At 45.1% G+C, this 11,918-nt stretch carries 7 protein-coding genes and 1 pseudogene; 3 read left to right on the forward strand and 5 right to left on the reverse strand.

Translation table 11 applies throughout. The features are described 5' to 3' along the window. Nucleotides 1–250: 250 nt before the first annotated feature. Nucleotides 251–1,525, forward strand: a complete 1,275-nt coding sequence (locus tag H6F56_RS01440; protein WP_190665030.1) for a glycosyltransferase family 4 protein — start codon at nt 251–253, stop codon at nt 1,523–1,525. Nucleotides 1,526–1,607: 82 nt separating this feature from the next. On the opposite strand, the pseudogene H6F56_RS01445 reads toward H6F56_RS01440, so the two are convergent. Both H6F56_RS01445 and H6F56_RS01450 read right to left on the reverse strand, forming a co-directional pair. Then, nucleotides 1,608–1,781 (reverse strand): annotated as a pseudogene (locus H6F56_RS01445) (transposase); the annotation flags it as partial. 108 nt (nt 1,782–1,889) lie between these two features. Next, entirely contained in the window at nt 1,890–3,032 is a 1,143-nt protein-coding gene (locus H6F56_RS01450) for a response regulator transcription factor (protein ID WP_190665031.1), read from the reverse strand. 172 nt (nt 3,033–3,204) lie between these two features. Here H6F56_RS01450 and H6F56_RS01455 point away from each other — a divergent pair, with 172 nt between their 5' ends. Then, complete coding sequence (locus H6F56_RS01455) at nt 3,205–4,524, forward strand: calcium-binding protein (RefSeq protein WP_190665032.1); 1,320 nt, start codon at nt 3,205–3,207, stop codon at nt 4,522–4,524. Between the two features lie 319 nt (nt 4,525–4,843). Here H6F56_RS01455 and H6F56_RS01460 read toward each other — a convergent pair whose 3' ends face one another. Then, nucleotides 4,844–7,270, reverse strand: coding sequence for an ATP-dependent helicase (locus H6F56_RS01460; RefSeq protein WP_190665033.1), 2,427 nt, complete (start codon nt 7,268–7,270; stop codon nt 4,844–4,846). A 285-nt stretch (nt 7,271–7,555) separates the two neighbouring features. Between H6F56_RS01460 and H6F56_RS01465 the strand changes: the two genes are divergently transcribed. Then, entirely contained in the window at nt 7,556–8,509 is a 954-nt protein-coding gene (locus H6F56_RS01465) for a DUF4349 domain-containing protein (protein WP_190665034.1), read from the forward strand. 94 nt (nt 8,510–8,603) lie between these two features. On the opposite strand, the gene H6F56_RS01470 is transcribed toward H6F56_RS01465, so the two are convergent. Together H6F56_RS01470 and H6F56_RS01475 are read right to left on the reverse strand one after the other, a co-directional pair. Then, entirely contained in the window at nt 8,604–10,187 is a 1,584-nt protein-coding gene (locus tag H6F56_RS01470; protein WP_190665035.1) for an MFS transporter, read from the reverse strand. 344 nt (nt 10,188–10,531) lie between these two features. Next, nucleotides 10,532–11,785, reverse strand: coding sequence for a serine hydrolase domain-containing protein (locus H6F56_RS01475; RefSeq protein WP_190665036.1), 1,254 nt, complete (start codon nt 11,783–11,785; stop codon nt 10,532–10,534). Between the last annotated feature and the right edge of the window lie 133 nt (nt 11,786–11,918).

The following is an 11,918-nucleotide window of genomic DNA, read 5'->3' on the forward strand; positions in this document are numbered from 1 at the left end:
AAAACCCTTAATCGCATCAAACTCATTCACCTGATCTGCCTATCCCTAAAGGCAGACGCCGGCTAACACCTGCTTATACCTAACGGCACATTAAGGCTATCATCTGCGTTTATCTGTGGTTAAAAAAACAACCTTTGCAAGAAGTTCAAGTGTTCACGGTTAATTGTTCGCGCCTGAATGCGATAAACAATAAACCTTGAAGTATCAACACGGCTCACCGGCAGCCCATTGGGCAACAAACAAATAAACAATGCACATCGCTTGGCTTGGAAAAAAATCACCATTTTGTGGCAATGTCACCTACTCCCGCGAGGTCACAAATGCGCTGCTAGACCGGGGATACGAAGTGAGCTTCCTCCACTTTGCCCAAGAAGCCTTCGACCCGGATAACTTTTTTCCTTACCTGTGGGCCGGTCAGTTCGGCAGTACCGCCCGCACGGCTTTAAAAAAATCAAAAATTGCTCCAATCGTTGCAGAAGCGAACACCGGCCCTGTCGCCTGTGAAGTTTCTCTGCCTTGCCTCTATAAATCCACGATTTACACAATTCCCACCTTAAAATCGAGCAAGGTGTTGAGCGACTCGCTGCGGAAGCTCAAACCTGACTTGGTTCATGCGTCTTTGACGCTGTCTCCCCTCGATTTTATGCTGCCAGAAATCTGTGAGGAACTGAATTTGCCGTTAGTGGCAACGTTCCACCCGCCGTTTGATGGCAAGTTGCGGAATTTGACTTCAGGAACGCAGCAGTTGATGTATCAGTTGTATGCGCCGTTTTTGGCCAATTATGACCGCACAATTGTTTTTTCCCAACTACAGCGAGATGTGCTGATGCGCTTGGGGGTTCCAGAATCGCGGCTGGCAGTGATTCCAAATGGAGTAGATGTCCAGAAGTATTCGCCTGGGCCTTCGCAGTTAAAGGCTCGATTGGGTGCAAAGCGGATTTTTGTCTATCAAGGCCGCGTTGCCTTGGAAAAGAATGTAGAGGCGCTGCTGAAGGCGTGGAAGCGGTCTGACATGGGTGCTGATAGCCGGCTCGTGGTTGTCGGCGATGGGCCGATGGCAGCCTCGCTGATGCAGTTTTACGGGGAAGATTACGGCATCACTTGGCTGGGATTTATTGGGGATGAGCAGCGGCGGATCGAAATCCTGCGAGGGGCGGATGTATTTATTTTACCTTCCTTAGTTGAGGGGCTTTCCCTGTCGCTGTTGGAGGCGATGGCGTGCGGGTTGGCGTGTTTAGCCACGGATGCGGGGGCGGATGGGGAAGTGCTGGATGGGGGTGCCGGCGTGGTTTTGAGAACCCAAGGGGTGACGGGACAACTGCGAACCTTGCTGCCGGTGTTTGAACAGCAGCCGGAGTTTACTACGATGCTGGGGCAAAAAGCGCGTCAGCGAGTGTTGGAACGTTACACGCTCAGCAGCAATATCTCGCAAGTGGAGAAGCTTTATACTGAGGTCTTGCAGCAACACCGGCAGGTGCCTTTAAGAGTTAGTAGCAGTCAGCCAAGATTTATGAATCCGTTTTAAAGCCTTGGTGAATGAAATTTGTGCCGGCACCTGCAAATTTGGGGTGCCGGTTTTACAGTTATGCCGGCTTACTGTTATAGCACTACGCAAAAACATTAAAACATTGCTTGAAGGCTGCATCTACACATTCCCTGACTGTTTTAAATTCCTTCAGTCTCTGTTTCATCCAAGTTTTTAAGACAGCCCACCAACTTTCTATTTTGTTTAAATCCGGTGAATAGGGCGGTAAATACCCTATCTCGCATCCCGCTGAAGAAGGGCTATAAGCATAGGGATAGTTTTCTCGCTCATCAAATCCTGTTTCATCGACATCGACTAATTTTTATTGAGCGACTTCTTCTGTTCTTGTTATGAGTAGAAAAATTTAAAGATTTGCTATACCTAAATTTTTTAAAGCATACATAACTGCGCCAAGTCGGGTTTGAACATTAAATTTTTTATAAATATTCTCCATGTGTTTCTTGACAGTCCGATCACTCATCTCCAATCGTTTGGCGATTTGTTGGGTACTTTGATCTTTGGCAACCCAAAACAATACTTCAGCTTCTCGTTTGGTTAATCCCAGTATTTGTAGTGCTTCAATTGAAAACTGATTGGGTTGATCTTCTTCAAGTAAAAGATAAAACTGTTCCATTTCAATGTTACAGCCAAAACGTATTTTCAATCGTTGTCCATTCAGTTCTAAAGTAATTGGACGAATTGAAGAAATATCATTTAGTGATTGAAGAAATATAAATATTTGTTGATTAACCCAACGTTGTACAAAATCGGGTAAGGTCACTTGAACACAAGATAGTGAAAAGTAACGATGTAAAATTTCTTCTGCTTTTTGAGTTGCCCATTTCACTTTGCCATCTATAGATAGGGAAATTAGTGCTGCTTGTTCAATAGCTTTTTGCTGTTTAGCAAGCAGATGATGCAAATGGTTGAAAGTGACAACGTTTTCATAAGCTTGTTTCAAGTGAGGGCGAATCAAATTTAGGATTAGGTGATCGTGTTCTGTAAAGCTTCGACGATTACGGCTGGCTGATAGGGCTAAGTGTTCCTGTCTTTTGTGGAATGGAGCAATGTCTGATCCACTCTTCAATCTAGACGGAAGTTCAAAGTGGATTAGCAGTTGATCTTCCAGACCTAAGTGTTGAAAAAAATCTGAGTATAAAGGTTCCTGCCGGTGAAATTCTAATTCACTGAGAAAATCTGAAATTGCTAGTGCCTGTCCATCATTTGTTTGGACATAATGATAGGAAGCTGGATGAGCGAAAAAATTTTGACGGTTTGCTGTGAATGATTCAGCTACTATGCCTATCTCGGGATTTGGGAATGTGCGGATACGCGGCAGAATTGTATCGTCTGTACTGAAACTAGCTGCCCCAAATAATTCTGCACCGATCAACTTTGGCAAGGCTGTAAGTATTTGCCCTGGAAATTCATCTAGGTTACAGGGACTATAAATTGCTAATAAAAACTTGTGCAGATACTGCCAATCAATACTTGTCAGGGTTTCCATAGATTGTGGAGGGACAGGGACTGCTTAACAATTAACTACGGCGATCACCGTATTGTATCCCTTAAAGGAAAATGGCACGCTAATACATACTCTTTTTTGTAAATTACTAAACACCAAGGCAGTGGCTGCATCTCAGTTAATTCAACAACAATGCTAATTTGGAGTAATTGATATGGCTACAATCATCGGAACCTCTGGAAACGACAATCTCTCTGGAACGGCTGGTAATGACAGCATCGTTGGGTTAGCTGGCAATGACATCATCAATGGGTTAGCCGGCATCGATACGATGGTAGGAGGTCAAGGTAACGACATTTACTATGTAGACAGCACCTATGATGTGATTACCGAAGGCGTTTATGCCGGCACAGATAATGTCTATGCCGATGCCAGCTATCGCCTAAGCGCAGAAAGCAGCGTGGAAAACCTTTTCCTGCGAGGCAGCGCTTATTATGGCTACGGCAACGGACTTGACAACTATATCGCCGGTAATGTCGGCAACAACTACCTCTCGGGTGGCGCTGGCAACGACACCATCAATGGGGTTGCCGGCAACGATACGATGGTCGGCAGCACAGGTAACGACATTTACTATGTAGACAGCGCCGATGATGTGGTTACTGAAGGGGTGGGTACTGGCATAGATAGCGTTTATACCTCTGTCAGCTACGGTTTCAGTGCCCTTTTTGGAGGTGTCAGCGATCATCCAAGTGCCCACGTGGAAAACCTTTACCTCCAAGGCAGTGCTTATTTCGGCCTTGGCAACGCACTTAATAACTCTATCGGAGGCAATGCCGGCAATAACCTGATCTGGGGCGGTGCTGGCAACGACGTCATCAATGGTGCTGTCGGCAACGATACAATGGAAGGTGACGTAGGTAACGACACCTACTATGTAGACAACTCCAGTGATGTGGTTACTGAAGGGGTGGGTGCCGGCACAGATACCGTTTATGCCTCTGCCAACTACACTTTAAGTGCCAACGTCGAAAACCTCTACCTCCAAGGCAGTGCTTATTACGGCGCTGGCAACGAACTTAATAACTCTATCGTAGGCAATGCCGGCAATAACTACCTCTGGGGCGCTGCAGGAAATGACAACATCAATGGCGGTGCCGGCAACGATACGAATATTGGTGGGGACGGCAATGACACAATTAGAGGCAGCGCCGGCAGCGATGTCTTGACTGGAAGTGCCGGTGCAGATTACTTTACCTTCAACTCTGCCGGTGAAGGTATTGATACCATTAACGACTTTAGCTGGCAACAAGGAGATAAAATTGTGCTTTCATCTAGTGGGTTTAGCAGCTTACAAACTCCAGGTGGATCTCTGGCTCCCTCAGAGTTCGGCACTCGCATCCTCTACAACTCATCAACCGGCGCACTGTCTTTTGACCGAGATGGGACAGGGACAGTATACGGGTCAGTTCAAATCGCTACCCTATCAACCAGGCCAATTTTAATTAGCAGTGACTTCCAGGTTATTGCCTAGAATCGTTAGCCTTTTGCTAAAAGACCAAAGCAATTAATTTTATAACTTCAGCTCCTTTGACAGCTCAAAACTCTCAGAGGAGTTTTTCTTAAACAAAATTTAAAGCAAGTAGATAACTATAGCATTACGCGTTAAGGTTAGGACAGTAAAAGAATAGAAAAGAAAGTTACAACTCACCCAAAATAGAAAATTGGTGAACTGTGTTAAAAACTTGGATAAAATAGAGACTGAAGGAATTTGAAACAGTCAGGGAATCTGTAGATGCAGCCTTCAAGCAATATTTTAATGTTTTTGCGTAGTGTTATAAAAATTCAAACAACTAAAAACCCAGGATAGTTTCAGCAGATAAATGCATCACAGAATTGGGAAACCGGCCTTTGAGTGCCGGCAGCACAGGACAGGGTTTTTTATCTTCTAAATTATTCGGTTTATTCCAGGTAAAAGGTGCTTTTTGAGCCACAGACATCCACAGCAACCGCTTCGCGCGCGTCATCGCCACATAAAGTAAACGAAACTCTTCTGCTGTTTTTAAATAACCAGCTTGTTCCCAAGCATTACCGACATCTGGGATAGGTTTCTTATGTAAGCCGGCACGAATTTTCGCCCTAGCAACTTCTGCTAATGTAAACTCTCCGAGAAACTGCACTTGAGGCGGCACCCACAACCGGCCTGGAATTGTTTGTTCGTGCAAAAATGGTAGAAAAACGTAATCCCAATCTAACCCTTTTGCCTTGTGCATGGTGATAATTGTCAGCTTGCCGGCTTGCGTATAAAGTGACTCATTATCATCTGTTTCCACCCCCTCAAATCGCTCAGAACTAACAATATCACTCAAAACTGTCAGCACAGAACTCATGGAACTATTTCCCGCATTTTGTTGAGCCACTCTTTCTGCTAATTTATCCGCTGTTGCTAACTCCGCTTGGTTGTAGTTCAGTGCCAAAGCCAGAAATGAAATTAAATTATAAATCGGTAATTCCATCCGAGCGCGAAGTAAACTGCAACAGTAACGACGTGCTTGCTCAACCGGCTGCGGTTGCGGTTGTGGATCGAGAGGGCCGGGATAGAGGAATTGTTCGGGTAAACTTGCTAAAGTATTAAGGTCTTGAGTGGGAATTAGCCGGCGTTCTACCAATACCGTTAGTGCTGCTTTTAAGTAATCTGGAGAATGAGGCCGGTCAAGGAATTGCAGCATTGCTAAAATTTGAGCCGGCACATGAGAACGCCGTTCCTGTTGCACCACATCATAAACATCAATCTTGTCTTTATATTGGCGGTTGAGTTCGTTGCCTAACCATTCGCCTTGCCGGTTTTCTCGCACTAAAACTGCTGCGGTACTTTCTGGGTTTTCAGCAAATAATTCAATTACCCGCAATCCTATCAACTGAACGGTATTATAAATATCGCGGGGCGTATAAATTTCTAAGCCATGACCGACTGGATCTGGGTTCGCATTTGCTTGCGGATCTCCCACATCAACCGGGTGAATTTGCTGCTCCTCAAAAGGCGGTTCACTTCCCGCTAAATGAGAACTATTCACCCATTTTAAGACAAAATTAGCCGCATCAATAATAATTTGAGAACTGCGACCGGCCTCATACATTTTCACGCGCCGGTTTTCAGTCGCGCAATCCTTACAGAATTCCCGAAAGTATTTGGGATCGGCAGGGGTAAATGTAGAATTAATTGCTTGATTTGGATCTCCCACTCGCACTAAATTTAAATTTGGGAATTGGGCAAGGCTGCGCCAACCTAAAGGTATGGGCATGATGGGGAATTGGGGATTGGTTAGTTTCCCTGTCTCTACAACTCTCCCTTTCCGCGACTGAGTTGCGAGGATTTCTAGTAACCGCGTTTGCAAGGGTGAAGAATCTTGCGCTTCATCTTCAAAAACGGCAAAGACTTGATTTTGCCACAATTGCCTTGCCCCTTCATTTTCAAGGACACGCAAGGCAGCTAAAATCATGTCATCGTAATCGATAAAATCACGGGCTTGCAGCAAATTTTGATAATTTTCATATAAGCCGGCGGCAATGGTTAAAATCTCATATTCATCCTCTGAAATACCCTCACTCATCGTGAATAAATCTTGCGGTAAGCAACCCGATGATTTGGCTTCGTGAATCACGGTCATTGCCAAATTTGGCAAGACTTCTGTGCGTAAAACAGATTGCCGGCGTAGCCTTTCTGTTTCCTCTCCATCAAATTGACGCCCTTCCAATAATCTTTGATACCGGCGCGGATTTGCAGCGATCCACTGTTCCACACAAGTGCGAATTAGCCGGTGATTTTGGGTTGGCGTTACTAGCGTGGCAGTATCAAGGCTTAAATGTGAAAGTTCTGGATGACGCGTGGCAATATTCAACGCCAAGCCATGCAATGTATTAACCGTAAAACCTGAATAGGGTAGGGATAAATTTTTCAGATATTCGCGGATTTTAGCTTTAATATTGGCAGCAGCGGCACGGGTAAAAGTGACAACAACCAATTGCCGGCGGGTGTGTAACTGGTTATTTGCAATTGCCAAAGCTGCGGCTGCCGCCATACCTGTCGATTTGCCGGCACCAGGAACAGCGGAAACCGCCAAAGGGCCACCTTGCCAGTCAGTCATTTGCTGCTGTCCTGATCGCAGTCCCTCCCGAATACGACGCATCGCCAACTCGCGTAGCGCTGCCGGTGTGAGTGCTTGCGTCTCGGTATCCGCACTCTCTGAATGGGTAATATTTTTATCTGAATCTTTTGGCATCGTTTGCTTGGCGGCGGAATTTTGAGCCGATCATAATTTTGAGTTTATCTCTTAAACAGCAATTCGGAAAACCCTGTTATCTCGTTAGACTGCTGACAAAAATATGAATGTAGCGGCGGGTTTAGCCGGCATTTAACGCCCATCGCCCCTTAATTTCCCTCTCAACTCGCCCTACCCCAACTTTTGGCGTTTCAATTTTTGTATCAGTTATGTACACACGATTTATTTGAGGTTAACTTAGGTACACCCAGGAAACGATACTCGATTTTCTCTAAACAAATTCTCATGAAAACTGACTTCAAATCCAAATCCGCCCAATATTTTACCCAATTAAACCCGCCTCAAACCAACAGCGGCAGCCAGCGTTTTAGTATTGTCTTGCTGCTTGCAGTGCTATCTACCGCGATGATGGCAAGCTGTGCCCAGCAAGCCAGTCAATACAACGCCTCTATGGCAAGTCCTCCCGTGCCGGCAAATGCTCCAGCACCAGCAAATCAGGCTGTCGCGCCTGCTGAAGTGCCGAAAGCCGCACCTCAACTCATCAAAAATGCAGGGCTAACTCTCATGGTCAAATCCATTGACAAAACCATGAAAGAAGTTTCTGCAATCGCCCAAACCCAGCAGGGGGATATCTTGGGATTTCAGAATCAAAAGCCTCAAGATTCTAGTATGCGGCACACAGCATCCATGCGAATTCGGGTGCCGCAAAACAAACTCGAAGCTACATTAGATGCTTTAAATAGATTAGGAACTGTGCAAAAACAAACCCTCACTGCAGAGGATGTTTCCAATCAGTTAGTCGATTTAGATGCGCGGCTGCGAAATTTGCGAAAATCTGAAGAATTGACTTTGAAAATAATGGAGCGATCCGGTTCCATTGGGGATGTGCTAAAGGCATCTCAACAAGTAAATACGATTCGCGATGAGATTGAGCGCATTGATGCTCAGTTAAAAAAACTGCGAGATCAGGTTGCCTACTCGACTATTTTGCTAAATCTAGAAGCCGCTGTTTCTGCTTCATCTGAGACGCAGCCGACTCTAGGTTTGCGGATGCAGGAAAGCTGGGGCCAAGCAACTTACTCAGTTGGTCAAGTTACTTTAGGTTTACTTGCTTTGAGCATTTGGTTAGTTGCTTTCAGCCCTTATTTGCTTTTAGGGGGTGCGGCTATATATGGCTATCAACGATTTAGAAAACACAAGTCTCTTTCCAGAGTTCATCAGGCGAAAGTAAGAGAATGAAGGCTAAAAGTGAAAAATCGAGTGGGTGCCTGGTAATTCCCTAGGAAATTCTTCCTTTTTCCTTCTGCTTTTAGCCCTAGAACTGTGGGAAAAATCAGAGGTGAGCATCAGGCAGATCGCTTGCTGGTACAGGTTCAGGTGAGTGTTCAGTTGGTATTTGTTCAAAAGGCTCAGCTTCTGGAAGGATGAATGGTTGAAAACGAATATCACCTGGTTCAATGGCTTGCTTTCTCCACCAAGCCGGCAGCAGAAGCAGCCAAAACTTACCCAGAGACACAGCACGTTGCTCATGAACAAAAACCAAAGGCAGGAGAGCAACCAGCCGCAGGACGGCTGAGAGGGCAAACAGCCCCGGCAAGCCATTGAACTCACTGACAGTTGCGAGAAAGCCACCGAGTGTGATTCCCATTGCGCCGGTGACCCCAGGAACCGCCGCCGCAATCGCAAAGTAAATGGACTGATTTCGCAGGGGTGCTACTCCCATCAAAAGATTGCTGCTGCACAGATCAATTGCCGCCCACGTTGCACCGCCGACGATATGCAACAGGGGGAACCAAACCCAAAGGAAAATTGGGGCGGTTCCAGCTTCTAGCCAGAGTAGCGGTGTTAGCGCGACCAAAATTCCCACGACGATCATCAGGGGGCGATTTCCCACCCGATCAGCCAGTTTCCCCCACAAAACTAGCATTAGCAAGTTAGCGCCGGCTCCTAAGCTGCCATAAAGCGTAACCACGCTGACATCTATTGCTAAGTCATCGAGCAGATAGAGGTTAAAGAAGGGTGCGCTAACATTGACCGCAAAGCTCCATAGAGCAGAGTAGAGCAAAAACTTCAAATAATTGGTGTCCTTGAGGAAGCTAAAAACACTCCCTGTGGACGACTTTTGGGCGGTATCTGAATGGGTGAGATGGACTTGCTGCGGATTCACATCCACCATAAAGAACTGACAGGACAGACTGACTAACCCCACCGCAATGGCTAGAACCAAGACAGCGCTGTAACCTTGAAGCGTTCCACCGGGCCACTTTGAGATCACTAAACCCACCACCGGCACACCGATAAGATTGGTCAAGCTGATCGCACTGTTGCGGAAGCCAAAATACCGGCCCCGCAATCGCTGAGGGACTAAGGCAGCCAACCAGCTGAACCAAGAAGCTCGGCCCAAAGCTTCCATGATATTGGTGATCCAGATAATGGCGAGTGTTAGCTGCACCAGCCGGTGGTTAGTGATATGAAACGAGTGCCCGAACCAAAGTGCCGGCACGAGAATCAACCACAGCAGCCGTGATGGGCCAAAAATCCAGACGGAATACCAGTGCCGGCTTTTCGTTCGATCTGCTATGTACGCCCCTAGCGGTTGCAGCAGATTCGTTAGCTGAGGAATCGAGGCTAGCATCCCAATTTCTACAGGGCCGGCACCCAAACCGAGCAAGAAATTACTGAGCAACGCGCCGCCGATAATGCTATAAAAAATCGTGGCGAAGACACCTTCGAGCGTTATTGCTTTCAGGCTTGAGCGAATTGCCGGCTTAGCAATTTTTTGAGGCGGGTTTGCCAGAAGTGCTGTCTCTGATGATGCCCGCTCTTCTTGGATTTCCTGAAGAGTCAGAGGGATTGCTTCCCCTAAGCTCTCATTTTCGACTTGACTGAATATACTAGACAGCCAACTTTTTAACATATAAATATTTAATTAGTATGAGTTTGTGTGGTTCAGGAAAAATATCTGAATGCATAAGGCACTTGTGATTGTAACTGTATTCGTTTAATATAGATTCAGCCAAAAGAATGATTAGTGTATTAAATTATTTTGTGTTATCTTATACAAGAGAATTTAGTTTAGAATTAAAAGTTTCACCTACTTGATATTTTAATTTATTAGCTATTTTAAGTCTGCATTTGTTTTTTTGTTAGATTTTAGATTAAAAAATACTTCAAATTCTAAATATACTTGTAGAAAAATATGACGTTTTTGTTATATTGTCAGGCTTTTGATTTTTCTCAAACATTTATTTCATTAAAGGCTCACTTGTTTTTTCTGTAAGCATTCTCCAGAACCTCACAAATTTTATCTACATTAGCCCATTCCGAGTTACTCATCGCCACAAATCCCAGACGCTCATCTGGATAAATTATGAAACGAGTTCTCGTTTTTGGCTGAGCGCCGGCACCGATAATGCGCTTTCTACCCTTAAACTCACCTACACTAAAACCCATGCTTTGCTTCATGGATTTGCCGTCTCTATATTGGCTGCCTTTCCAGAGAATATCTTGTTTAATCTGTGCCGGCAGCACATCTTCTCTATTCATCAAACCATTGCAGTATTGCGCCAAGTTTTCAATCGTGGAAATAAACCCGCCAGCGGGTAATCTCCAGCTCACATCTTTACTTTCAACTCTTGCATATTTTCTAGTTTTCTTGTTGTAATTGTATCCAATTGCCCGACGCGGAATATTCACCCATTCCCAATCTGGTTGAAAGCAAGTTTCTGATAAATAACCGGCTTCAGGGTGTTTGGGAAAGGATGCCGGTGTCATACCAAACGGCACGGCTATTTTGTCACGCACTTTTTCCCAATAAGATTGAGATTCTGTGCCGGCACGCTCAATCACCATTCCCGCAAGGGTGTAGCCGTAAACGGAATAACTGTATTGAGTTCCGGGAATATAAAGCAAATGATCGGGATCATTCCAAAAATATTCTCCTGCCCAAAAGATGCCGGTGTTAACATTTGGATCGTTAATTAAATGATCTGGAGGGACGCCAGCTTCATTGAGTCCATTACTAAAGTCTTTTATCCCTGAAGTATGGGTGAGAAGCATTCGAGTGGTGATGCACGATTTGTCAAGATTGGGCAGCGCTTGTATCTGGAATTTTCCGTTTTTTAACGGAGAAGCATAGCTATTTGGGAACTGATATTCAGGCACATAATTTCTTACTTCTGTGTCGAGATCCAGGGTGCCGGTGGAAACAGCTTGCATTGCTGCCACACCTGTTACTGATTTTGACAAGGACGCCCAACGGAACATGGTTTTATGAGCTTCCACCGGCACTTTATTTTCAAAGTCTTCGTAGCCATAACCTTTTAAATAAATAATTTCTCCATCTTTAACGATGCCAATGGCTAGCCCGTAAAGTTTTTGTTTGCCCATTTCTCTCTGCACCGCCCGATCAATTGCAAGATCGTTGGAGTAAGGGTTTGACGTGTTTTCTTCTTTAACTTTCCAGGGGCGATCAGGCTGATTCCAAACAAAGAAGTTTTTCAAGGTTTTTTGCAAGGGTTGATTTTTTTAAACGCAGATAAACGCAGATAAACGCAGATGTAGGCTATAGTCTCTTGTTAGAGAGATGCAGATAGGGCTAGGATGCGATACTGAAGCTGTAAAAATGTTTATTCTCGGTTTGTATCTT

The sequence above is a fragment of the Microcoleus sp. FACHB-672 genome (genome assembly GCF_014695725.1).
In the GTDB taxonomy this organism is placed as follows: Bacteria; Cyanobacteriota; Cyanobacteriia; order Cyanobacteriales; family Oscillatoriaceae; genus FACHB-68.